The organism is Micromonospora globosa (genome assembly GCF_000717585.1).
Lineage (GTDB): Bacteria > Actinomycetota > Actinomycetes > Mycobacteriales > Micromonosporaceae > Micromonospora > Micromonospora aurantiaca.
In genome coordinates this window covers 97,447-119,872 of sequence record NZ_JNZR01000015.1, presented here as the reverse complement: position 1 = coordinate 119,872, position 22,426 = coordinate 97,447, and the positions used below count along the sequence as shown (strand labels likewise).

Here is a 22,426-nt window from a genome sequence, read left to right as displayed (position 1 = left end):
GCCGTGGCCGCGCGTCGGTCAGAAGCCGCCGGCGCGGCGGGTCAGCAGCGAGATGGTGGCCCGGCCGCCTGATGCGTGGGCGTTCGCCCCGGTGGTCAGCGCGGTCAGCACCTTCCAGGCGAACGACGACTCGGACGGCAGCGTGGCGCCCCGGACCGTCGGCACCGTCACCTCGACTGTGAGGGCGTCGTCGGTCACCGCGAACCGGCACTCCAGCTCGGCGTCGCGGGTGGCGATGGCGAGCAGCATGGCGCACGCCTCGTCGACGGCGATGCGCAGATCCTCGATCTCGTCGAGGGCGAACTGGAGCCGGGCCGCGAGGCCGGCCGTGGCGGTGCGGAGCACGCCGAGGTAACCACCGTCGGCGGGCACGGTGAGGTGGACGACGTCGTCATCGGTCGTCGGGTGCCCGGTCAGTTGAGTCACGGCTCCTCCCCCCGGTGCGGGACTCTACCCGGTCAGCGGGCGGGGCGCGTGGGCGCGGCCGTCGCGTGCGTCGCTAGCTCGTGCAACGCCGGCCCGGCCAGGCGGTACGGCGTCCACTCGTCCATCGGCGTGGCACCGATCGCGGCGTAGAAGCGGGCCGCCGGGTTCCAGTGGATCATCCACCACTCCAGCCGCTGGTAGCCGCGCTCCACGCAGATCGCGGCCAGCGTGGCGAGCAGCATCCGGCCCGCGCCGGTGCCCCGGGCGTCCGGGCGGACGTAGAGGTCCTCCAGGTAGATGCCGTGCACGCCGGCCCAGGTGGAGAAGTTGAGGAACCAGAGCGCGAAGCCGACCGGCTGGTCCGACGCATCGACGGCGACGTGGCCGTACAGCGCCGGGGACGGGCCGAACAGCGCCGCGTCGAGCTGTGCCGTGGTGAGGTGGCACTGCTCGGGCGCGCGCTCGTACTCGGCGAGTTCGTGCACCATGGCGACGACGGCCGGTACGTCCTCGGGACGTACCGGCCGGATCGTCGGAGTGCCGTCGGGCGACGTCACGCCTGCTTGGTCTCCCAGAAGATCTTCGAGATCTCGTCGATCTTCGCCAGCAGCTCGTCGGCCTTGGCCGGGTCGGTGCCGCCCTTGGCGCCGGCCGCGCCGGCCAGCTTGGTGGCCTCGTTGAACAGCTGGTGCAGGTGCGGGTACTTCTCGAAGTGCGGCGCCTTGAAGTAGTCGGTCCAGAGCACCCACAGGTGGTGCTTGACCAGCTCCGCCCGCTGCTCCTTGATCAGGATGGCGCGGGTGCGGAACTCCGGGTCGGTGTTGGCCTGGTACTTCTCGCAGATCATTTTGACCGACTCGGCCTCGATCCGGGCCTGGGCCGGGTCGTATACGCCGCAGGGCAGGTCGCAGTGAGCGCTGGCCGTCACCCGGGGCGTGAGGATGCGGGGAAGGCGCATCAGGGTCCTCCATGGGTTGTTTGCGATGATCCAAGACGACATTACTCCTGGAGACGCCCTCCGGGGCTGGGAGGTGACATGGCGCCCACCGGTGAACCTCCGGCCCTGCGCGGCCCGCTGGTGCCGGTGCTGGTGACCGGCCCGTCCATGGCCCCGACGCTGCGTCACGGCGACGCGGTGCTGGTCCGCACGAGAGGCCGGCCGGTACGCCCCGGCGACGTGGTCGTCGCCGTGTTCCGCAGCCGTCCCGACCTGCTCGTCGTCAAGCGGGCGGTGGAACCCCGCGACGGCGGATGGTGGTTGCGCGGCGACAACGAGTTCGTCGCCGACGACTCCCGCGCGTACGGCGTGGCCGACGTCCGGGGCCGGGTGGTGGCCCGCTGGTGGCCGCGTCCGGGACGGGTCAGGGGACGGTAACGACCGGAGCGGATATGACCCCGCTCACATACTGGGTGCCGAAGCGTGACTATGCTCGAAAAGTGCCCGGGTGACCCCCGCACCGCCGCGCCGCCGGTCGCTGACCACCGCTGACCACGCCGGCCGGTCCGTCTGCTCGACAGATCCTGGAGTCACCATGTCTTCGTCCACCCCGGACCCCGCCGATCCCGTCTTCCGCCTGCACGTCGGCGGCAAGATGGCAGTCGCCTCCACAGTGCCGCTGACCAGCCGCGAGGACCTCTCCCTCGCGTACACCCCGGGTGTCGCCCGGGTGTGCGAGGCGATCGCCGCCGACCCCGCGCTCGTCGACACCTACACCTGGGTGTCGCACACCGTCGCCGTGGTCACCGACGGTTCCGCCGTACTCGGTCTCGGCAACATCGGCCCGCGCGCCGCGCTGCCCGTGATGGAGGGCAAGGCGGTGCTGTTCAAGCAGTTCGCCGGCGTGGACGCGGTGCCGGTCTGCCTGGACACCCAGGACGTGGACGAGATCGTGGCGACGGTCAAGGCGCTCGCGCCCTCGTTCGGCGGGATCAACCTGGAGGACATCAGCGCCCCGCGCTGCTTCGAGGTGGAGCGCCGGCTCGACGAGGCGCTGGACATCCCGGTCTTCCACGACGACCAGCACGGCACCGCGATCGTGGTGCTCGCCGCGCTGCGCAACGCCGCGGCGCTGCTCAACCGCAAGCTCGGTGACCTGCGGGTGGCGGTCAGCGGCGCGGGCGCGGCCGGGGTGGCGGTCACCAAGATGCTGATCGCCGGCGGCGTCGACCCGGACCGGGTGGTGGTGTGCGACTCGCGCGGCATCATCGGCCGGCACCGCGAGCTGACCGGCACCAAGGCCGAACTGGCCGAGCTCACCAACGCCGAGGGCCGCCAGGGCGACATCACCGAGGCGCTGCGCGACGCGGACGTGCTCGTGGGCGTCTCCGGCGGCCAGATCCCGGAGGCGGCGGTGGCCGGCATGGCCCCCGGCGGCATCGTGTTCGCGCTGGCCAACCCCACCCCGGAGGTGCACCCCGAGGTGGCCGCCCGGCACGTGGCGGTGGTCGCCACCGGGCGCAGCGACTACCCGAACCAGATCAACAACGTGCTCGCGTTCCCGGGTGTGTTCCGGGGCGCGCTGGACGCCGGGGCCACCCGGATCACCGACTCGATGAAGGTGGCCGCCGCCGACGCCATCGCGGGCGTGGTGGCCGAGTCGCTGACCGCCGATGCGATCGTGCCGTCGCCGCTGGACCCGCGCGTCGCACCGGCGGTGGCCGAGGCGGTCGCGGAGGCCGCCCGCCGCGACGGGGTCGCCCGCCGCTGAGATGTAAGGAAGGGGCCCTTCCTAACGCCTCCGGTAGAGGAAGGGCCCCTTCTTAACTGCTGCTCAGCTTGTTACCGTGCCGATCATGCGTGCTGCCTATGCCTCGGCCTTCGACGCCGACAACCCGCTCGCCGCGCTCGCCGTCGGCGACCGTCCCGAGCCGACCCACCCGCAGGACGACTGGGTCACCGTGCAGGTCCGGGCCAGCTCGCTCAACCACCACGACCTCTGGTCGCTGCGCGGCGTGGGCCTGACCGCCGGCCAGCTCCCGATGATCCTGGGCTGCGACGCGGTCGGCACTGACCCGGACGGCAACGAGGTGGTCATCTACCCGGTGGTGCCCACCCCCGGTGACCCGCGCGGGGTCTCCATCCTCTCCGAGCACTACCAGGGCACGTTCGCCGAGCGTGTCGCCGTACCCCGGATGAACCTGCTGCCGCTGCCCGACGGCCTGACGGCGACCGACGCGGCGTGCCTGCCCACGGCCTGGCTCACCGCCTGGCGGATGCTGACCACCAAGGGCCGGGTCGCCGACGGCGAGTCGGTGCTGGTCCAGGGCGCCGGCGGTGGCGTGGCCACCGCGGCTGTCGCGCTCGGCGTCGCGCTCGGCAAGCGGGTGTACGCGACCAGCCGCGACGCCGCCAAGCGGGAGCGGATCGCCGAGCTGGGTGCGACCGCGCTGGAGCCCGGCGCACGGCTGCCGGAACGGGTCGACGTGGTGATCGAGACGGTCGGCGCGGCCACCTTCGACCACTCGCTGAAGTCGGCCGCCCCGACGGCCCGGATCGTGGTCTCCGGCGCCACCTCCGGGCACGAGCCGAAGATCAACCTGCGCCGGGTCTTCGCCATGCAGCTGGAGATCCTCGGCACCTCGATGGGCACCCCGGACGAGCTGACCGAGCTGCTCGCGTTCTGCGCCGAGCACGAGGTGCGCCCGGTGGTCGACCGGGTGGTGCCGTTCAGCGAGATCTCCGAGGCGTTCGCCCGGCTGCACTCCGGTGAGGTCTTCGGCAAGGTGGTCGTCGACCACACCGCCTGACGCGCCGCGCGGCCGGCGCGGCTTGTTAAGAAGGGGCCCCTTCTCTACCGGAGACGTTAAGAAGGGGCCCTTCCTTACAGGCGGTCGTCGAGGGTGGCCAGGTTGCCCCGGGCGGCGTCGGCCGGGAGGCGCTTCTTCGCCGCCGGGTCGCCGTAGAGCGTCCAGCGGAGGAACTCGACAGTGGTGTCGGCGACCACGCCCAGCGCCTTGCCGTCGCCGAGCAGCGCCCGGCCGTGGTCACCCTTCGGCAGGCTGAGCATCGCCTTCGGCCACGGCACCACGTCGTACACGGCCTTGCCGGCGGCGTACGACACCACCTCGTCGGCCTCGCCGTGCACGAACAGCTGCGGCGCGGCGGCACCGGCGAACGCGGTGCCCACACCGAGCGCGGTGCCGGCGAAGACGATGCCCGCGTCCAGCCGCTCGTCCCGGCCCGCGGTGAACAGCCCGATCGTGGTCACGCCACCGGCGCTGTGCCCGGTCGCGGCCGCCCGCTCCGGGTCCAGCCGGCCGCGCAGCGGATCGCCCGCCTTCTCGCCGAGCGCGAGCACGCGCGTCAGCACGTACGACACGTCGGCCGGCTGGTTGAGCACGTCCAGCGGGTTGCCGTCGGTGCCCCGGGAGGTGTGCGGGAAACGCGGCGCGGCGATGACGAACCCGGCCGCCGCCCAGCGGGTCAGCAGCGCCTGGTAGTCCTCCGGCCGGGCGCTGAGCCCGTGGCTGAACAGCACCACCGGGAACCGCCCGTCCGCCGCCGGGGCGGAACGTTCGACCGCGCCACCGGCCGCGCCCGCCGCCGGGTACCAGAGCGTCACCGGCAACGGCCGGTCGCCGTCGCGGTTCAGCTTCACCTGGCGTACGCCGACCGCGAAGCTCTCCGTGGGCGCCTTGCCGGCGGGTACGCGCGGCGCCGGCGTGGCACTGGTCGGTGGGGCGTCGGGGGCGGGCCGCCCGGCCGGGGCGGTGGGCTGCTCCGAGCAGCCGGTGAGGGCGGCGCCGAGCACGGCGGCGGTGATCAGGGCGGCGGGACGACGGCGCATGAACTCGATTGTGCCTCGCGATCGCGGCTACCAGGCCCGGTCAGCGCGGCGGGTGACCGCCCGCTGACGCCCGGAGACGAGCCAGGTCGGCGGCGTCCTTGGCCCGGCGCTGGCGTTCCGGCATCCAGACCGGGAACATCTCCTTGAACTCGATCTGCGCGGCGACGCTGATCACCGGTGCCGCGAGCGTGCCGATCCGGCCGGGCGGCCCGGCCAGCATGCCTTCCGGCAGGGCGGTGCCCGCCCACGGTCCGGCGCCGACGACGACCCGGCCGTCCGCGTCCCGGTCGAGGTACGCGAAGCTCAGCTCGACGTCGTCGCGCAGCAGGTCGAGTTGCGTCGTGGCGGGCATCCGGGGGTCGGGGCGCCAGCCGAGCGCGCCGAGCCGGTCGGCCAGCGTCTCGGCGTCGCGCCGCCAGCAGTACCAGTCGACGTCGACATGCGGACGGGTCACCTCGCCGAGGTGGAAGTCCATCGCCCAGCCCCCGCGCAGCCACACGTCGATCCCGCACGCGCCCGCGACGTCGACGACCTCCCGAATGGCCCTCAGCTGCCGGCCCGCCACCCCGTCCACCCCGCGCACGCTACCCACCCCGCCCGGACCCCGCTGCCCGCCCAGACCCTCACCCCCGCCCAGACCCGGTCGATCATGAAGTTGGCGGCGACAAACCGGACAGCGGACGCCGTCAACTTCATGATCGACGGGACAAGGGGGAGGGTGGGAGGGGGGAGGGGGGAGGCGGGACGCTTCAGGTGGGGAGGGCGCGGGTGGTGAGGGTGGTGCCGGGCGCTGTCGCGTCGGTGGGGAGGCGGTGCAGGGCGGCGCGGTCGGCGTAGAGCGTCCAGCGCAGGAAGTCGGTGGTGGTGGCGAGCACCTGGGCGAAGCCGGGCCGTCCCGGCGTCAGGTACTCGCCGTGGCCCTGGCCGGTGAGGCTCAGGAAGGCGGCCGGCCCGAGGCAGCGGGCGTACGCGGCCCGGCCGATCGACTCCGGCACGATCCGGTCGGCGCTCCCGTGCACGAACAGCATCGGTGCGAGTGGGCGGGAGAGCCCGGCGACCATCCGGCCACCGGCGATCACGATTCCGGCCCGTACCGGGGACGGCTGCCCGGAGGCGAACATGCCGAGCGTGGTGTGCCCGCCGGCCGAGTGCCCGGCGGCGGCGAACCGGTCCACGGCCATGTGCGCGCCGAGCGGATCCCCGTGGCGGGCGCCCAGCCGGACCAGATGACGGATCAATCGCCAGGCGTCGGCGGGCTGGTTGCGCACGTCGTCGCGGGTGTAGGCGCGGGCGCGCTGGTTCGTACGCGGATAGGTGGGTGCGACCACCACGAACCCGGCGGCGGCCCAGCGGGTGGTCAGCGCGGCGTGCAGGGCGGGCAGGCTGCGCAGCCCGTGGCTGTAGAGGACCACCGGGAAGCGTCCGGCCGCGAACGGCGCACCCGGCCGCACACGCGGTCCGGGGCTCGCCGGTGTGGCGCGTCCGGAGGGAGCCGCGACGACGGACGGCAGGGAGGAAGCGCGCGGCCCGCGCGGGCCCGGCAGGACCGGCGCCTGATCGGCACCTGCCGAGCCAGGGCCGACCGAAGGAGGACCGGCCGAGCCAGGGCCGGCCGAGCCGGAACCAGTCGGGCCGGGGCCGGCCGTGTGCGGCCGTGCGGGAGACGGTGGTTGCGCCGGGTACCAGACGGTGACCGGCAGCGGCCGCCTGCCGTCCGGGTCGAGCGTGAACTGTCGCATCCCGACCGAGTACGGGCGCTCCGGCGCGGGCCCGACGGCGGCCGGGACCGGGTCGGGCGTGGCCACGGCCGGGCCGCAACCGGCCAGCAGCGCCGTCATCAGCGCGGCGACCAGCCGCTGCCCCCTCACACCTGCACGGTAGGCAGCCGAGCGGTCGGCCCGCGCCCGCCGTCCGGGCCGGTCGGTGCCGCCACCCGGGCGGCTCCCGCCTCCACCGGGTGGCCGGGTTTGCCCGATCCCGCCACCCGGATCCGCAGGTGGCGGCCCGGCGGGACATTCCGGTCCGGTCGGCTTCGCTAGGGTCAGCCGCATGGCTGAGAACTACACCGACCCGAGTGGCAACACCGCGCAGTTCCGCGCTTTCGTCGATTCTCCCGAGCCGGCCGCGTCGGCGTCGGCGCCGTCCCGCCTGCCGCTGATCGCCGGCGTGGCCGTCGCCGCCGTCGTGGTGGTCGCCCTGGTCGCCTGGATCGCCCTGGGCTGACCCGAGCTGACCCGGGCTGACCGTGGCTGACCCGGCCCGGCCGCGCGGAGGGCCGGGCGGTCAGACGCCGAGCACCTCGCGGGTCTCGCGGGCGATCTCCCGCTCCTCGTCGGTGCCGACCACGAGCACCGCCACCTCCGCGCCTTCGGGGGAGACGATCCGGTCGCCGTGGCCGTCGTTGCGCGCCGGGTCGACGGCGACACCGAGCCGCTCCAGCCCGGCCAGCGACGCCGCCCGTACCGGCGCGGCGTGCTCGCCCACCCCGGCGGTGAACGCGATCGCGTCGACCCGGCCGAGCAGCGCGTAGTACGCGCCGACGTAACCGGTGATGCGGCGGCAGTAGACGTCGAACGCGAGCGTCGCGTCCGGGTCACCGGCGTCGCGGCGGGCCAGCACCTCGCGCATGTCGTTGACGCCGGTCAGCCCGAGCAGGCCGCTGCGGTGGTTGAGCAGGTCGTCGATGTCGTCCACCACCATGCCGCCCTCGCGGCGCAGGTGGAAGATGACTGTCGGGTCGAGGTCGCCGCTGCGGGTGCCCATCACCAGGCCCTCCAGCGGGGACATGCCCATCGAGGTGGCCACGCTGCGCCCACCCTGGACGGCGCACGCGCTAGCCCCGTTGCCCAGATGCAGCGTGATCGTGTTGAGCTGGTCGTACGGGCGGTCGAGCAGGTCGGCGACGCGACGCGAGACGTACGCGTGCGAGGTGCCGTGGAAGCCGTAGCGGCGCACCCCGTACCGCTCGGCGATGGCCTTGTCGATCGCGTACGTGGCGGCGGCCTCGGGCAGCGTGTGGTGGAACGCGGTGTCGAAGACGGCCACCTGCGGGACGTCCGGCAGCGCCTCCCGGGCCACCCGGATGCCGGCGAGGTTGGCCGGGTTGTGCAGCGGCGCGAGCGGCACCAGATCCTCGATCGCGGCGACGACCGCGTCGTCGATGCGTACCGGCGCGCTGAACTTCCGCCCGCCGTGCACCACCCGGTGGCCGACGCCGGTCAGCCCGGTCAGGTCGAGCCGGCCGATGATCTCCCGGACCGCGCTCTCGTGGTCGGCCGGCCCGCCGCCGGGTTCGCCGATCCGTTCGACCGTGCCCTTGTCCAGGACGTCGTCGCCGTCGTACAGCCGGTACTTGACCGACGAGGATCCGCTGTTGAGGACCAGGATGCGGCTCATTCCGACGCCTCCGCGGCGGCCTGGATGGCGGTGATCGCCACCGTGTTGACGATGTCCGGCACTGTGGCGCCGCGGGACAGGTCGTTCACCGGCCGCCGCAGGCCCTGCATGACCGGCCCGACCGCCACCGCTCCGGCCGACCGCTGCACCGCCTTGTACGTGTTGTTGCCCGTGTTCAGGTCCGGGAAGATGAACACCGTGGCCCGCCCCGCGACCGGGCTGTCCGGCAGCTTGGTGGCCGCCACCTGCGGGTCGATCGCGGCGTCGTACTGGATCGGGCCCTCGACCAGCAGGTCCGGCCGGCGTTCCCGGACCAGCTTGGTGGCCGCCGCGACCTTCTCCACGTCGGCGCCGGCGCCGGAGCTGCCGGTGGAGTACGACAGCATCGCCACCCGCGGCTCGATGCCGAACCGGGCCGCCGTGTCGGCCGACGAGATGGCGATGTCGGCGAGCTGGTCGGCGTCCGGGTCGGGGTTGACGGCGCAGTCGCCGTAGACCAGCACCCGGTCGGCGAGCAGCATGAAGAAGACGCTGGAGGCGACGGAGACGCCGGGCACGGTCCGGATGATCTCGAAGGCCGGGCGGATGGTGGCGGCTGTGGTGTGGGTGGCGCCGGAGACCATGCCGTCGGCGTGGCCGGTCTGCACCATCATCGTGCCGAAGTAGTTGGGCTGCGCCACGATGTCGTGCGCCAGCTCCACGGTGACGCCGCGGTGGGCGCGCAACTGCGCGTACGCCTGCGCGAACTCGTCCCGCCACGGGCTGGTCACCGGGTCGACGACCTGGGCGTCACCGAGGTCGACGCCCAGCTCCCGGGTCCGCCGGGCGATCTCGTCCGGGCGGCCGAGCAGGGTGATCTCGGCGACGCCCCGGCGCAGCAGCACCTCGGTCGCGCGCAGGATCCGCTCGTCCGCGCCCTCGGGCAGCACCAGCCGGCGGCGCCGGGCGCGGGCCCTGTCGATCAGATCGTTCTCGAACATCAGCGGGGTGACCCGCGCGGACCGGCTGACCCGCAGCCGGCGGGCCAGGTCGTCGGTGTCCACGCAGCGTTCGAACGCGCCGAGCGCGGCCTCGACCTTGCGCGGGTTGGCGGTGCTGGGGCGGCCCTCGATCCGGCTGGACGCGGCCACCGTGTCGTAGCTGTCGCTCGGCACCGACAGCACGGGGAGCCCGGTGTTCATCCGCTCGACCAGGCGCATGGCCCGCGGATCGGGCTGCTCGCCGAGCGTGAGCACCAGCCCGGCCAGCGACACCTGCCCGGCCACGTGCGCGGCGCCGGCGGCCACCAGCAGGTCCGCGCGGTCGCCCGGGGTGATCACCAGCGCCCCGTCGGTGAGGTGGTCCAGCAGCGTCGGCACGTGCGCCGCCCCCACCACGTAGTCGAGCACGTCGCGGTCGAGTGCGGTCTCGTCGCCGGTGAGCACCGTGCCGTGCAGCGCCGCCGCCACCTCGGCCACCGTCGGTGCCGACACGGTCGGCACCTCGGGGATCGCGTACGCGGGCACCGGCAGCTCGGGCAGCGTCATCGGCTCCGGCACGCGGTTGGCCAGCGCCGCGATCACCGTCGCGCCGAGGTCGGCCAGATCGTGGTACGCGCCGCGCAGCGCCGCCGCGATCGTGTCGGGCGTCTGCCCGAACCCGTCCACGACGGGCACCACGACGCTGCCGAACTCGGTCGCCAGCCGGGCGTTGAAGGCCAGTTCACGGGGGCCGGTGCCGTCGCCGTAGGCGAAGTCGCTGCCGACCACCACTATCGCCGGGCAGCGCCGCTCGACCTCCCGGTAGCGGGTGACGATCCGGGAGATGAGCTCCTCCCGGCGGCCGTCCGCGACGAGCGCGCTCGCCTCGGCGTACGTGGCGCCGTACAGCTCGTCGACCGGCAGTTCCATCCGGTAGCGCTCGGTGAGCAGGGCGAGGATCGGGTCGGTGCCGTCACCGGCGACGAGCGGCCGGAACGCACCTATCCGTTCCACCTGGCGGGACAACAACTCGGCCAGGCCGAGCGCCACTGTCGATTTTCCCCCGCCCGAACCAACGCCGGTCAGGTACACGCTGCGCGCCACGGCACCCAACCTACAAGATCGAGGTCAGTGCTGCCCGTTCTGCCTGGTCACACCGGCTAGCCAGGGGAGAAGGCGGGACTTTTTCGCATCTACACTTGCCGCGTGGATGGCCCGACCGCACTGATTCCCGTCGTACCGGAATCGCCCCCCGTCTTCGTCGACCCGAGCGGACGGCGACGCCGGCGGCTGCGCCGTCTCGCCTACTGCGCCGGCGCGGCGGGTGTGGTCTACACGGTCATGGTCGGGGTCAGCTTCGCCGGCGGGCCGATCACCCCGGACAGCGTCATCCCGTTCGTCGAGCCGACCAGCGAGCAGCGGCTGCCCTCGCCGAACCCGCCGGCGTCGCCCGCGCCCGCTGTGACCCGTCCCACGCCGGACGCGCCCGCCGACGTCCGGACCGCTCCGGTGCGGGTGCCGGCCACCTCCGTCGCCCCCGCCGCCACGGCCTCGCCGAGCCCTCGGTACCCACGGCCGACCCGGACCGCCCCGACCGTGCCGCGGACCACCCCGGCGGCCACCACCGCGCCGCCCACCGCCCCCACTGCCGAGGTGCCGCCGCCACCCGCTGTCGATCCACCGCCGGTCGTCGACCCGCCCGCCGACCCCGTCGCGCCGGCCGATCCCGCCGATGAGTGACGAGGCGCCCGCCCGCCCGTCGACAGGTGACCAGCCCACCGCCCCACTGGACCCGCGCCGCGTGCACGCCGCCCGCCGGCACCGGGCCGGGCGGCGGCCGGACGACGCGTCCACAGTCGTGCTGGACGTCCGGCAGACCCCCGGCGCGCGGCAGATCCCCGGCGCGCGGCAGATCCCCGGCGCGCGCCGGTCCCGTGGGCGGCGTCTGCTGCCCCGGCCGAGCTGGGCCCTGGTCACCATGGTCGTGGTCGTCCTGGCCGGTCTGCTGGTCGTCGAGGCGTACACGAACGCCGCGTTCGTGCCCGACAACCGGGTGACGCCCGGCAGCCAGCGGGAGGTCCCCAGCTCGGTCATCGGGGGCGGCCCGATCGTCAACGTCGGCGCGGAGGGCCGGACCCAGTCGCACCGGCTGCCGCCGCGTACCGTCGCGCTCACCTTCGACGACGGGCCCGACCCGCGGTGGACGCCGGAGGTGCTGCGCGTCCTGGACAAGTACCAGGTGAAGGGCACCTTCTTCGTCATCGGCTCACAGGTCGTCCGCAACCCGGAGGTGACCCGCCGGCTGGTGGCCGAGGGACACGAGCTGGGCGTGCACACGTTCACCCATCCCGACCTCGCCGCGCTGCCGGACTGGCGGCGGGAACTGGAGTACGCACAGACGCAGCTCGCCGTCGCCAGCACCACAGGCGTCCGGCCGTCGCTGCTGCGGTTCCCGTACTCGTCCCGCGCGGACGCCTACACCGACCGGGACTGGCCGATGCTGCGGCAGGCCGGCGAACTGGGCTACCTCACAGTGGTCAACGACGTCGACAGCCGGGACTGGGAGCTTCCGTCGGTCGAGGAGATGGTCGCCAACGCCACGCCGGACGGGACGGCCGGCACGATCGCGCTCTGGCACGACGCGGGCGGCGACCGGTCCGGCACCGTGGCCGCGCTGGACCGGTACATCCCGATGATGCTGGAGCGCGGCTACCGCTTCACCACGGTCAGCGAAGGGCTCAACCAGACGTTCGCGGCGGCAGGCGTATCAGGCCCGGTCGGCGGGCAGACGGCGGCCCCGCTCGACGAGCGGTGGCGGGGACACGTGCTGGTCGGCGCGGTACGCGTGGCAGACGGCATGTTCGGGATGCTCGGCGTCTTCTTCGTGCTCGTCGGGGTGCTCACCGTCGGCCGGACCCTGCTGCTGTTCGTCATGGCACCACGGCACGCGGCCCGCCGCCGTCGCCGCGACTGGTCCTGGGGGCCGCCGGTCACCGAACCGGTCTCGGTGATCGTGCCCGCGTACAACGAGCGGGAAGGCATCGCCGCGGCGGTCCGCTCGCTGGCCCTGGGCGACCACCCCGGCGGCATCGAGGTGGTGGTGGTCGACGACGGCTCGACCGACGGCACCGCCGACATCGTCGCGGCGCTGCGCCTGCCGAACGTCCGGGTCGTGCGCAAGCCCAACGGCGGCAAGCCGAGTGCGCTGAACACGGGTGTCGCGCTGGCCCGGCACGACCTGATCGTCATGGTCGACGGCGACACGATCTTCGAGCCGGACTCGGTGCGCCGGCTGGTTCGGCCGTTCGCCGACCCCCGGGTCGGCGTGGTCGCCGGCAACGTCAAGGTCGGCAACCGCCGCGGCCTGATCGCCAAGTGGCAGCACATCGAGTACGTCATCGGCTTCAACCTCGACCGCCGCCTCTACGAGACGCTGCGCTGCATGCCCACCGTCCCGGGTGCGATCGGCGCGTTCCGGCGCCAGGCGCTGGAGCAGGTGGGCGGCATGACCGACGACACGCTGGCCGAGGACACCGACGTCACCATCGCCCTCGGCCGGGCCGGCTGGCACATCGTGTACGAGGAGAGCGCCCGCGCCTGGACCGAGGCCCCGACCACCGTCGGCCAGCTGTGGAAGCAGCGGTACCGGTGGAGCTACGGCACCCTCCAGGCGATGTGGAAGCACCGGCGCTCGGTGATCGACAGCGGCCGGTCGGGCCGGTTCGGCCGCCGGTGCCTGTCGTTCCTGACGCTGTTCGGTGTGCTGCTGCCGCTGGCCGCCCCGGTGATCGACCTGCTCGCGATCTACGGGCTGATCTTCCTGGATCGCAGCGACACAGTGGTGGCCTGGCTGGCGATGCTCGCGCTCCAGTTCCTCACCGCGGTGCTCGCCTTCCGGCTGGACCGGGAGAAGCTCGGCGTGCTCTGGGTGCTGCCGTTGCAGCAGTTCGTCTACCGGCAGGTGATGTACCTGGTGCTGCTCCAGGCCGTCGGCACCGCGCTGACGGGCGGCCGGCTCGGCTGGCAGAAGCTGCGGCGTACCGGAGACCTCCGGGTCGCCGGGCGGGGCGCGACCGGCTGAGACCCGGCCGCGCGGCGCGTCGGTCCGTCGCCCGGTCAGTCGTCGTCCGGGTCGTCGAGGCGGGCCAGCCAGGTGGCGAACCGCTCGATCGGGGTCTCGAACTCCGGGTTCAGATCGATGAAGTCACGCAGCCGCTCGCCCAGCCACTCCATGCTGACCTGCTCGTCGCCACGGCGCTCGACCAGCTCCTCGATGCCACGGTCGGTGAAGTACACGGTGTTCCTCTCGTCGTCGTACGGCAGCGGCCCGCCCCGGGTCGGGACGGGCCGCTGCCGGTGATGTCACGGGCGGGGGAGAGCCGCCTCGATCAGCGCGTTCTGCTCGACCTCGTGCATCTTCGCCGAGCCGACCGCCGGGGCGGCGGCGGCCGGGCGGGAGATGCGGCGCAGCCGGACCTCGGGCAGGTGCTCCAGCAGGTTGAGCGCGACGAACGACCAGGCGCCCTGGTTGGCCGGCTCCTCCTGGACCCAGGCGAAGTCCTCGGCGTTCGGGTACTGCGCCAGCGCGGCCCGGACCTCCTCGACGGGCAGCGGGTAGAGCTGCTCCATCCGGAGGATCGCGGTGTCGGTGACGCCCCGCTCCTGCCGGGCCTGGAACAGGTCGTAGTAGACCTTGCCCGAGCAGAGCAGCACCCGCTTCACCTGCTCCGGCGCCGGAGCCGCGGTGTCGGCCAGCACCGGCTGGAACGTCCCGGTGGTGAAGTCCTCCACCGGCGACACGCAGAGCTTGTGCCGCAGCAGCGACTTCGGCGTGAACACCACCAGCGGCTTGCGCTTGGGCGACAGGGCCTGGCGGCGCAGCAGATGGAAGTAGTTCGCCGGGGTGGTCGGGATGGCCACCCGCATGTTGTCCTCGGCGCAGAGCTGGAGGAACCGCTCCGGGCGGCCGGAGGTGTGGTCCGGGCCCTGGCCCTCGTGGCCGTGCGGCAGCAGCAGGGTCACCGCGGAGCGCTGGCCCCACTTCACCTCGCCGGAGGAGATGAACTCGTCGATCACCGACTGGGCGCCGTTGACGAAGTCACCGAACTGGGCCTCCCAGGCCACCAGCGCGTTGATGTTCTCCACCGAGTAGCCGTACTCGAAGCCCATGGCCGCGTACTCGGAGAGCAGCGAGTCGTGGACGAAGAAGCGCGACCGCTCGCCGTCGGCGGTGAGCGACTTCAGCGGCAGGTAGTCCTCGCCGGTCTTGGCGTCGACCACCGAGGCGTGCCGCTGGACGAACGTGCCGCGGCGCGAGTCCTGCCCGGCGAGCCGGACGGTGACCCCGTCGTGCAGCAGCGTGCCGAACGCGATGATCTCGGCGAAGCCCCAGTCGATGCCGCCCTCGACGGACATCTTGCGGCGCCGCTCCAGCAGCTGCTGGATCCGCTTGTGCGGGGTGAAGCCCTCCGGCAGGTTGACGTGCGCCTCGCCGATCGCCTTGACCACTGCGGCGTCGGTGGCGGTGTCGACCTGCGGCTCCGGCTCCTCCTCCCGCGCCGGGCGGCTGAGCTGACGCGGGGTGGTCGCGGCGTCCCGGGTGGCCTTGAAGACCCGCTCAAGCTGCCCCTGGTAGTCGCGCAGCAGCTCCTCCGCGTCCTCCACGGTGATGTCGCCGCGCCCGATCAGCTCCTCGGTGTAGAGCTTCCGGACGGACCGCTTCGAGTCGATGATCTTGTACATCTCCGGGTTGGACATCGACGGGTCGTCGCCCTCGTTGTGCCCGCGCCGGCGGTAGCAGACCATGTCGATCACGACGTCCTTGTTGAACGCCTGCCGGTACTCGAACGCGAGCCGGGCCACCCGGACCACGGCCTCCGGGTCGTCGCCGTTCACGTGGAAGATCGGCGCCTGGATCATCCGGGCCACGTCGGTGCTGTAGAGGCTGGACCGGCTGTACTCCGGGGCGGTGGTGAAGCCGACCTGGTTGTTGACGACCACGTGCACGGTGCCGCCGGTGCGGTAGCCGCGCAGCTGGGACAGGTTGAGCGTCTCGGCCACAACGCCCTGGCCGGCGAAGGCGGCGTCACCGTGCACCGCCAGTGGCAGCACGGTGTAGCCCTCCAGCTTGAGGTCGATGCGGTCCTGCTTGGCCCGGACGATGCCCTCCAGCACCGGGTCCACGGCCTCCAGGTGCGACGGGTTCGCCACCACCGACACCTTGACCGCGTGCTCGCCGTCCGGGGTGGTGAACTTGCCGTTCTGGCCGAGGTGGTACTTCACGTCGCCCGAGCCCTGCGTGGACCGCGGGTCGAGGTGCCCCTCGAACTCGGAGAAGATCTTCTCGTACGGCTTGCCGACGATGTTCGCCAGCACGTTGAGCCGGCCGCGGTGGGCCATGCCGATGACGACCTCGTCCAGCCCGGCCTCGGCGGAGCACTCCAGCACCTCGCCGAGCAGCGGGATCAGCGACTCGCCGCCCTCCAGCGAGAAGCGCTTCTGGCCGACGTACTTGGTCTGGAGGAACGTCTCGAACGCCTCGGCGGCGTTGAGCCGGTTCAGCACGTGCTTCTGCTCGTCGGAGCTGGGCTTCTCGTACTTGCGCTCGACCCGCTCCTGGATCCAGCGCCGCTCCTCCGGGTCCTGGATGTGCATGTACTCGATGCCGACCCGGCGGCAGTACGAGTCGCGCAGCACGCCGAGGATCGACCGCAGCTTCATCCGCTGCTGGCCGGCGAAGCCGTTGACCGGGAAGACGCGGTCGAGGTCCCAGAGCGTGAGCCCGTGCTGGAGCACGTCCAGGTCCGGGTGCTTACGGATCTTGAACTCCAGCGGGTCGGTGTCGGCCATCAGGTGGCCGCGCACCCGGTACGCGTGGATCAGCTCGTGCACCCGAGCGGTCTTGTTGATCTGGCCTTCGCTGTCGACGGCCACGTCGCGCATCCAGCGCACCGGCTCGTACGGGATCCGCAGCGAGGTGAAGATGTCGTCGTAGAAGCCGCGCTCGCCCAGCAGCAGCTCGTGCATGACCTTGAGGAACTCGCCGGACTGCGCGCCCTGGATGATCCGGTGGTCGTACGTGCTGGTCAGCGTGATGACCTTGCTGACCGCGTTCTCGGCCAGGGTGGCCTCGCTCATGCCCTGGTAGGGGGCCGGGTATTCCATCGCGCCGACGCCGATGATGGCGCTCTGCCCCTGCATCAGGCGCGGGATCGAGTGCACCGTGCCGATGCCGCCCGGGTTGGTGAGCGAGATCGTGGTGCCGGAGTAGTCCTCCATGGTCAGCTCGTTGCGGCGGGCGCGCCGGACCACGTCCTCGTACGCCTGCCAGAACTGCCGGAAGTCCATCTGCTCGCAGCCCTTGATGGACGGCACCACCAGGTTGCGCGAGCCGTCCGGCTTGACCAGGTCGATCGCGATGCCCAGGTTGACGTGCTCCGGGCGGACCATCGCCGGCTTGCCGTCGACCTCGGCGAAGGAGTTGTTCATCTCCGGGTGCTCGACGACCGCGCGGACGAGCGCGTACCCGATCAGGTGGGTGAAGCTGACCTTGCCACCGCGACCGCGGGTCAGGTGGTTGTTGATCACGATGCGGTTGTCGACGAGCAGCTTGGCCGGGACGGCGCGCACGCTCGTGGCGGTCGGGACGGCGAGCGACGCGTCCATGTTCTGCACGATCTTGGCGGCGACGCCGCGCAGCGGCGTGGTGCCCGCGGCGCTCGCGGTCGGCGCCTTGGCGGCCGGCTTGGCCGGGGCGGACTTCTTGGCCGGCTCGGGCGCCTTCGCCGCCGGCTTGGCGGCGGGCCTGGCCGGAGCGGGCGCGGCCTTGGGGGTGGCCTTCGGCTCGGTCTTGGCGGGCTGCGCGGTGACGGTCGCCACCGCCTCCTGCTGCTCGGCCGGCTCCGGCTTCGCGGCCGGCTTGGCCTGCCCGTCCGGGCGCGGTGTGGCGGCGCCCGGGGCCGGCCGGTAGTCGGCGAAGAAGTCGTGCCAGGCCGAATCGACGCTCGAGGGGTCGGCGAGGTAGCGCTGGTACATCTCCTCGACGATCCACTCGTTCGGGCCGAAACCCGCCAGTGGGTTCTCCTGCGAAGTCTGCTGGGTCGACACGGCCGCTAATCGCCTCTTTCACGCGGTTGTGAATGTCACGGTGGCCCCCGGTGACCCCCGGTTGCCGACGCTGGGTAAACCGATGCCAAGGCTACGCCGTGCGCTGCGCGCAGGCATTCTCGCCTCCGGCTGGTGGTCCGTTTCACAGAAGATGCCAGAAGTTCGGCAAACGCTGCGTGATCCGCCGACTCCTGCTAGACGAGCGAGACCCCGGCCGATGACGTCCGTCACCGACCGGGGTCCGTCCCCGACGCGAGGTCAGGAGATGTCGCGCTTGCGGATCGTGGCCACGCCGATCGCGCCGGCCACCACCGCGTACCCGATCAGCACCAGGGCGCCGGCCCACTGCGGCGGGTTACCAGGGATGTCCGTGTCACCGCCGACCATGAGCCCGGAGGCCAGCGACGGGACCAGCAGCTGGAGCTTGTTGATCCAGTCGCCGTACCGCGCCGCGAGGAGGCTGAGGACGATGACCGCGCCGATCGCGCCGCCCAGGTAGAACAGGATGCCGGTCACGGTGGCGCCGATCTGGCTGCGGATCAGCACGCCGAGCCCGACGCCGAGCACCGACCACAGCAGGTACGCCAGGCCGTTGAGCGCGATCGCCCGCCACACGGCGCCGCTGCCGAGCTGCGAGCCGACGTCCACCGAGCTGAGGATCAGCGGCGCGGTGACCAGGTTCAGCACCGTGGTGACGAGCCAGAACAGCAGCGCCAGCACGCCGGCCGCGGCCAGCTTGGCCAGCATCACAGCGGTGCGGTGCGGCGCGGTGAGGAACGTGGTGGTCACCGTCTGGTGGAAGAACTCGCTGGTCACCACCACGATGCCCAGCAGCAGCACGATGAGCAGCCCGAAGAACTGGCCGTTCGTGTAGAGGTTGGCCGCCAGGTTGTCGGCGGCCGAGATGGCCTGCAACTGGTCGGACTGGTCGGCCGGCACCTCGCCGAAGTCCCCGCCGGCCAGCGCCTCGGTCTGCAACCAGTTGAAGAACAGCGTGAGCGCCCACAGCGCCAGGCTGATCAGCCCGAAGATCCACCAGGTGCTGGTGGTACGGATCTTGAGCAGTTCGGATCGGACAAGCGTCATCGGATCTCCGCCTTTCCGGCCGTCAGCTCCAGGAAGACCCCTTCGAGGTCGGGGCGCTCGGTGGTCAGCTCGTGCAGCTCGACCTTGGCGGCCAGCGCGACGCGGCCCACAGCCGGCGCGTCCACGCCGGTCACCAGCAGCGCGCCGTGCGGGTCGGTGTCGACGACGGCCGACTGCTCGCGCAGCGCCGCGGTCAGTTCGTCGGCCTGCGGGGTGCGCACCCGCACCCGCACGTCGTGCGTCATCGACGCCATCACCTGGTCGACCGGGCCCTGCCGGACCAGCTTGCCGGCCGCGATGATCACCACGTCGTCGGCGAGCAGCTGCATCTCGGAGAGCAGGTGGCTGGAGACCAGCACCGTCCGTCCCTCGGCGGCCAGCCCCTTGAGGAAGCCGCGCATCCAGCGGATGCCCTCCGGGTCCAGGCCGTTGGCCGGCTCGTCCAGGATCAGCACCTGCGGGTTGCCGAGCATCGCGGCGGCGATGCCGAGCCGCTGCTTCATGCCGAGCGAGTAGCCCTTGAACTTGCGCTTGGCGGCGGGCGAGAGCCCGACCAGGGCGAGCGCCTCGTCGGCGCGCTCCTTCGGCAGGCCCGCCGCAGCGCAGATCACCCGCAGGTGGTTGATGCCGGTGCGGCCCTTGTGCGCGCTGGACGCCTCCAGCACCGCGCCGACCGTACGCAGCGGATCGGGCAGGTCGGCGTACCTGCTGCCGCCGATGGTGGCCGTGCCGGCGCTCGGCGTCACCAGGTTGAGCAGCATGCGCAGCGTGGTCGTCTTACCGGCGCCGTTGGGGCCGAGGAAGCCGGTGACCCGGCCCGGCTCGACCGTGAACGACAGGTTGTCCACCGCGCGGACGGTCTTGTATTGCTTGGTCAGGCCGGACACGATGATCTGGCCGGTCCCGGCACTGGGGCGTGGCTGCCCGTCGGACATCATTCTCCTCTCCTGCCCCGGCGGGCTCGTCGCGCGCCGGTGGGGGCGCCGTTGCGGGGGCACCCGGCAACAGCCTTCCAACCCGGCGCAAGGGGGTCAATCAGGCGGGACGCGTACGCGCCGTCCTCCTCAGGGAGGAGATCACCGGGTCGGCAGCGCCACCCAGGTGGCCCGGGCGCGGCCGAGCAGCGCGCCGTCCGAACCGTACAGGCTGGTGTGCACCTCGGCCTTGCGTCCCTCACCGCCGACCGCGAGGCCCGTCACCACGCACTCGTCGCCGGGCCGTGGCAGCGCCGTGACCTGCGCGGCGATCCGCCCCAGCACGTACGGCCGGCCGGGCGCGAGCACCGCCCAGCCACCCGGGCAGTCCAGCGCCGCCCACACAGTCGCGGGCACCACGTCGGCCGGCGCGCGGAACGGCGCGGCGGTCCGCCCGTCCGGCAGCCGCCCGGGGAAGATCCGCAACCCGTCCGGGTTCGCCGGGCCGCAGACGTAGCAGCGGGGGAAGGGGTGGTCGACCAGACCGGGGTACGCCCGCGCGGCGTCGGCCGCCGTCGCCCGGTCCACCGGCGGCACCACCGCGTCGACCGGTTCGACCCGGCGTACCTGGGCGATCAGGTGTCCGTCCGGATCGCGTACCTCGCCGTCGGCGGCGGTCAGCGGCGTGTCCAGCGGCGGCGGCCGGCGCAACGTGACCTCCACCGGGCCCCGGTCGTCGATCAGCGCGGCGAAGATCCCGGCGCTCCAGCCGCCGTTGCCGGAGCCGTCCGGCCCCTGGAAGCGGGCCTCGACCAGCATGTGCACCTCCGGTTCCCCTCCGCCGGCGCCGTCGCGGGCGGTCCGCCCGGCAGCCTCGCACACGTCGGTCCCGTCCCGGCCGTCCCGGTTCGCACGCCGCCGCCGACCGGCGTTCACCGGATCGACACCCCTCATCCCGCCCGGTGGCAACCCGGGGCACCTACACAGGAGTCATGGCCGTTCTGCACGCCGCTGGCGCACCGCTCACGACCAGCGGTTACACCCTGCTGATCGCCGACGACCCGACACTGGTCGCGGCCGCGCAACGCCTGCGCCACGAGGTGTTCGCCGGCGAACTCGGCGCCACCCTGCCGACCGCCGCCACCGGGCTCGACACCGACGGGTTCGACGCGTACTGCGACCACCTGGTGGTGCTGCACGAGGGGACCGGGGAGGTCGTCGGCACGTACCGGCTGCTGCCGCCCGGCCGCACCGACCGCCGGTACGCCGACGCCGAGTTCGACCTGGGCCCGCTCGCCCCGCTCCGCGACGACCTGGTCGAGGCGGGCCGCTCCTGCGTCCACCCGGACCACCGCACCGGCGCCGTGATCAACCTCATGTGGGCCGGGATCTGCCGCTACCTGCACCTGCGCGGCGCCCGCTGGCTCGGTGGCTGCGCCTCGGTGCCGGTCGCCGACGGCGGGACCGCCGCCGCGCAGGTGTGGGCCGAGGTCACCGCCCGGCACCTCGCCCCGCCGCTGCTGCGGGTCACCCCGCGCCGGCCCTGGTTCGCCGAGGCGCCCGCCGCCGACCTCGCCGCGCTCACCCCGGCGCGACGCCGGGCGCTCGTGCCGCCGCTGCTGCGCGGCTATCTGCGGCTGGGCGCCTGGGTGGCCGGCGAGCCCGCGTACGACAGGGACTTCGGCTGCGCCGACTTCTACGTGCTGTTCTCGCTGGACCGGATGAACCCGCGCTACCTGCGGCACTTCCTCGGCGAGGCCGGGTCGTGACCGCCGCTGTCCCCGGGCTCGGCGCGGACCCGTGCGCGGGCGCCGACGCGGAGGGCCTGTGGCGGCCCGCCTCGGGCTGCGGGCCGGACTGTCTGCCGCCGCACGCCGCCCCGGACGTGTCGTGGCTGCGCCGGGCCGGGCGGCTGCTCGGCGTACTCGGAATGCTCCTGGCGGGGACGGGCCTGGTCGCGCTGCTGCCGGTGCTGCCCGCCGCCCGGGGCCGGGCTGCGTTGCGGGGCTGGGCGCGGTGGACGCTGCGTACCCTCGGGGTGCGTCTGCTGGTCCGCGGCCGGGCGCCGCGCGGGCGCGCGCTGCTGGTCGCCAACCACGTGTCCTGGCTGGACGTCCTGGCGGTGATCGCCGTGTCGCCGGCCCGGATGCTGGCGAAGCGCGAGGTCCGGAGCTGGCCGCTGGTGGGTGCCCTGGCCGCCGCGGCGGGCACCGTCTTCGTGGACCGGTCCCGGCCGCGTGACCTGCCGGCCACCGTCGCGCGGGTGGCCGGCGCGCTGCGGTCCGGGCGGTCGGTGGCGGTGTTCCCGGAGGGTACGACCTGGTGCGGCGCCGCGACGGACTGCCGCCCGAGCCGCGGCTTCCGCCCGGCGATGTTCGAGGCCGCCGTGGCGGCGGGTGCGCCGGTGGTGCCGTTGAGCCTCGGCTACCGGTACGCGGGCGACCCGAGCACGCTGCCCGCCTTCCTCGGCGAGGAGACGCTCTGGGCGTCGATGCGCCGGGTGCTCGCCGCCCGGGACCTGACCGTGTCGGTGACGGTGAGCGCCGCGCTGCACCCGGCCGAGGGCGCGGACCGCCGGGCGCTGGCCCGGATCGCCGAGGCCGCGGTCCGCCCGGCCCCGCGTCCCGTGCTCGCGACCCAGCTCGACCTGGCGGCCTGACCGCTCGGTCGTCGGGGACGCGACATAGTCGCGATAGTATCTTGTTCAGTCGCGATGTATCGCGTTATGCTCCTCGCAACACCTGGCGTGCCG

General features: G+C 73.2%; 21 protein-coding genes. 8 read left to right on the top strand and 13 right to left on the bottom strand.

Going from position 1 to position 22,426, the window contains the following annotated elements; genetic code table 11:
- Nucleotides 1-18: 18 nt before the first annotated feature.
- From IF06_RS0115805 to sodN, 3 genes are read right to left on the bottom strand one after another with little or no spacing between them, the layout of a single operon-like run.
- Nucleotides 19-426: an ATP-binding protein gene (locus tag IF06_RS0115805; RefSeq protein ID WP_013288355.1), complete on the bottom strand. Its 408-nt coding sequence runs from the start codon at nt 424-426 to the stop codon at nt 19-21.
- Between the two features lie 32 nt (nt 427-458).
- Complete coding sequence (locus IF06_RS0115800; RefSeq protein WP_013288354.1) at nt 459-983, bottom strand: GNAT family N-acetyltransferase; 525 nt, start codon at nt 981-983, stop codon at nt 459-461.
- Nucleotides 980-1,384, bottom strand: coding sequence for a superoxide dismutase, Ni (gene sodN / locus IF06_RS0115795; RefSeq protein WP_013288353.1), 405 nt, complete (start codon nt 1,382-1,384; stop codon nt 980-982). The genes IF06_RS0115800 and sodN overlap by 4 nt, the downstream gene beginning before the upstream one ends.
- Nucleotides 1,385-1,462: 78 nt before the next feature.
- Between sodN and IF06_RS0115790 the strand changes: the two genes are divergently transcribed.
- From IF06_RS0115790 to IF06_RS0115780, 3 genes are all read left to right on the top strand, one after another.
- Nucleotides 1,463-1,801: a S26 family signal peptidase gene (locus IF06_RS0115790; RefSeq protein WP_030271867.1), complete on the top strand. Its 339-nt coding sequence runs from the start codon at nt 1,463-1,465 to the stop codon at nt 1,799-1,801.
- A 157-nt stretch (nt 1,802-1,958) separates the two neighbouring features.
- On the top strand, nt 1,959-3,134 hold the full coding sequence (locus IF06_RS0115785) for an NAD(P)-dependent malic enzyme (protein WP_013288351.1): 1,176 nt from the start codon (nt 1,959-1,961) through the stop codon (nt 3,132-3,134).
- A 76-nt stretch (nt 3,135-3,210) separates the two neighbouring features.
- Nucleotides 3,211-4,173, top strand: coding sequence for a zinc-binding dehydrogenase (locus IF06_RS0115780; protein WP_030271865.1), 963 nt, complete (start codon nt 3,211-3,213; stop codon nt 4,171-4,173).
- Between the two features lie 74 nt (nt 4,174-4,247).
- On the opposite strand, the gene IF06_RS0115775 is transcribed toward IF06_RS0115780, so the two are convergent.
- The 3 genes from IF06_RS0115775 to IF06_RS0115760 all read right to left on the bottom strand — a co-directional run bounded on the left by IF06_RS0115775 (nt 4,248) and on the right by IF06_RS0115760 (nt 7,081).
- Nucleotides 4,248-5,213 carry an alpha/beta hydrolase family protein gene (locus IF06_RS0115775; protein WP_030271863.1) on the bottom strand — a complete coding sequence of 322 codons (966 nt, stop codon included), beginning with the start codon at nt 5,211-5,213 and terminating at the stop codon, nt 4,248-4,250.
- A 40-nt stretch (nt 5,214-5,253) separates the two neighbouring features.
- Nucleotides 5,254-5,796, bottom strand: a complete 543-nt coding sequence (locus tag IF06_RS0115770; RefSeq protein ID WP_030271861.1) for a nucleotidyltransferase domain-containing protein — start codon at nt 5,794-5,796, stop codon at nt 5,254-5,256.
- Between the two features lie 166 nt (nt 5,797-5,962).
- Nucleotides 5,963-7,081 carry an alpha/beta hydrolase family protein gene (locus IF06_RS0115760; protein ID WP_030271859.1) on the bottom strand — a complete coding sequence of 373 codons (1,119 nt, stop codon included), beginning with the start codon at nt 7,079-7,081 and terminating at the stop codon, nt 5,963-5,965.
- 181 nt (nt 7,082-7,262) lie between these two features.
- Between IF06_RS0115760 and IF06_RS33940 the strand changes: the two genes are divergently transcribed.
- Nucleotides 7,263-7,436: a hypothetical protein gene (locus tag IF06_RS33940; RefSeq protein WP_013288346.1), complete on the top strand. Its 174-nt coding sequence runs from the start codon at nt 7,263-7,265 to the stop codon at nt 7,434-7,436.
- Between the two features lie 60 nt (nt 7,437-7,496).
- Here the strand turns inward: IF06_RS33940 and IF06_RS0115750 are convergent, their stop codons facing one another.
- Together IF06_RS0115750 and pta are read right to left on the bottom strand one after the other, a co-directional pair.
- Complete coding sequence (locus IF06_RS0115750; RefSeq protein ID WP_030271856.1) at nt 7,497-8,609, bottom strand: acetate/propionate family kinase; 1,113 nt, start codon at nt 8,607-8,609, stop codon at nt 7,497-7,499.
- Nucleotides 8,606-10,681, bottom strand: coding sequence for a phosphate acetyltransferase (pta, locus tag IF06_RS0115745; RefSeq protein ID WP_085985949.1), 2,076 nt, complete (start codon nt 10,679-10,681; stop codon nt 8,606-8,608). The genes IF06_RS0115750 and pta overlap by 4 nt, the downstream gene beginning before the upstream one ends.
- Before the next feature lie 93 nt (nt 10,682-10,774).
- On the opposite strand from pta, the gene IF06_RS33935 reads away from it, so the two are divergent.
- Nucleotides 10,775-11,308 carry a hypothetical protein gene (locus tag IF06_RS33935; protein WP_176921721.1) on the top strand — a complete coding sequence of 178 codons (534 nt, stop codon included), beginning with the start codon at nt 10,775-10,777 and terminating at the stop codon, nt 11,306-11,308.
- The gene (locus tag IF06_RS0115735) at nt 11,301-13,649 is read left to right on the top strand and encodes a bifunctional polysaccharide deacetylase/glycosyltransferase family 2 protein (protein ID WP_030271855.1); all 2,349 of its coding nucleotides are present in this window, start codon (nt 11,301-11,303) and stop codon (nt 13,647-13,649) included. The genes IF06_RS33935 and IF06_RS0115735 overlap by 8 nt, the downstream gene beginning before the upstream one ends.
- Nucleotides 13,650-13,684: 35 nt before the next feature.
- Here the strand turns inward: IF06_RS0115735 and IF06_RS0115730 are convergent, their stop codons facing one another.
- The 5 genes from IF06_RS0115730 to IF06_RS0115710 form a co-directional block, all read right to left on the bottom strand.
- Complete coding sequence (locus IF06_RS0115730; protein ID WP_013288341.1) at nt 13,685-13,864, bottom strand: DUF6104 family protein; 180 nt, start codon at nt 13,862-13,864, stop codon at nt 13,685-13,687.
- 66 nt (nt 13,865-13,930) lie between these two features.
- Complete coding sequence (locus IF06_RS0115725; protein ID WP_030271853.1) at nt 13,931-17,674, bottom strand: multifunctional oxoglutarate decarboxylase/oxoglutarate dehydrogenase thiamine pyrophosphate-binding subunit/dihydrolipoyllysine-residue succinyltransferase subunit; 3,744 nt, start codon at nt 17,672-17,674, stop codon at nt 13,931-13,933.
- 258 nt (nt 17,675-17,932) lie between these two features.
- Nucleotides 17,933-18,760 (bottom strand): ABC transporter permease, encoded by an 828-nt coding sequence (locus tag IF06_RS0115720; protein ID WP_013288339.1) that lies wholly within the window; start codon nt 18,758-18,760, stop codon nt 17,933-17,935.
- Nucleotides 18,757-19,698, bottom strand: a complete 942-nt coding sequence (locus IF06_RS0115715) for an ABC transporter ATP-binding protein (protein WP_013288338.1) — start codon at nt 19,696-19,698, stop codon at nt 18,757-18,759. Before IF06_RS0115715 ends, IF06_RS0115720 begins: the two co-directional genes overlap by 4 nt.
- A gap of 138 nt (nt 19,699-19,836) precedes the next feature.
- Entirely contained in the window at nt 19,837-20,493 is a 657-nt protein-coding gene (locus tag IF06_RS0115710) for a hypothetical protein (RefSeq protein ID WP_013288337.1), read from the bottom strand.
- A 173-nt stretch (nt 20,494-20,666) separates the two neighbouring features.
- Here IF06_RS0115710 and IF06_RS0115705 point away from each other — a divergent pair, with 173 nt between their 5' ends.
- Nucleotides 20,667-21,443: a GNAT family N-acetyltransferase gene (locus tag IF06_RS0115705; RefSeq protein WP_013475288.1), complete on the top strand. Its 777-nt coding sequence runs from the start codon at nt 20,667-20,669 to the stop codon at nt 21,441-21,443.
- On the top strand, nt 21,440-22,333 hold the full coding sequence (locus tag IF06_RS0115700; RefSeq protein ID WP_030271851.1) for a lysophospholipid acyltransferase family protein: 894 nt from the start codon (nt 21,440-21,442) through the stop codon (nt 22,331-22,333). The genes IF06_RS0115705 and IF06_RS0115700 overlap by 4 nt, the downstream gene beginning before the upstream one ends.
- Nucleotides 22,334-22,426 lie beyond the last annotated feature (93 nt).

Bases quoted from the DNA above. Each gene is read 5' to 3' on its own strand.
- sodN (WP_013288353.1), bottom strand. From the start codon at position 1,384: ATGCGCCTTCCCCGCATCCTCACGCCCCGGGTGACGGCCAGCGCTCAC.
- IF06_RS0115790 (WP_030271867.1), top strand. From the start codon at position 1,463: ATGGCGCCCACCGGTGAACCTCCGGCCCTGCGCGGCCCGCTGGTGCCG.
- IF06_RS0115785 (WP_013288351.1), top strand. From the start codon at position 1,959: ATGTCTTCGTCCACCCCGGACCCCGCCGATCCCGTCTTCCGCCTGCAC.
- IF06_RS0115775 (WP_030271863.1), bottom strand. From the start codon at position 5,213: ATGCGCCGTCGTCCCGCCGCCCTGATCACCGCCGCCGTGCTCGGCGCC.
- IF06_RS33940 (WP_013288346.1), top strand. From the start codon at position 7,263: ATGGCTGAGAACTACACCGACCCGAGTGGCAACACCGCGCAGTTCCGC.
- IF06_RS0115750 (WP_030271856.1), bottom strand. From the start codon at position 8,609: ATGAGCCGCATCCTGGTCCTCAACAGCGGATCCTCGTCGGTCAAGTAC.
- IF06_RS0115735 (WP_030271855.1), top strand. From the start codon at position 11,301: ATGAGTGACGAGGCGCCCGCCCGCCCGTCGACAGGTGACCAGCCCACC.
- IF06_RS0115720 (WP_013288339.1), bottom strand. From the start codon at position 18,760: ATGACGCTTGTCCGATCCGAACTGCTCAAGATCCGTACCACCAGCACC.
- IF06_RS0115715 (WP_013288338.1), bottom strand. From the start codon at position 19,698: ATGATGTCCGACGGGCAGCCACGCCCCAGTGCCGGGACCGGCCAGATC.
- IF06_RS0115710 (WP_013288337.1), bottom strand. From the start codon at position 20,493: ATGCTGGTCGAGGCCCGCTTCCAGGGGCCGGACGGCTCCGGCAACGGC.
- IF06_RS0115705 (WP_013475288.1), top strand. From the start codon at position 20,667: ATGGCCGTTCTGCACGCCGCTGGCGCACCGCTCACGACCAGCGGTTAC.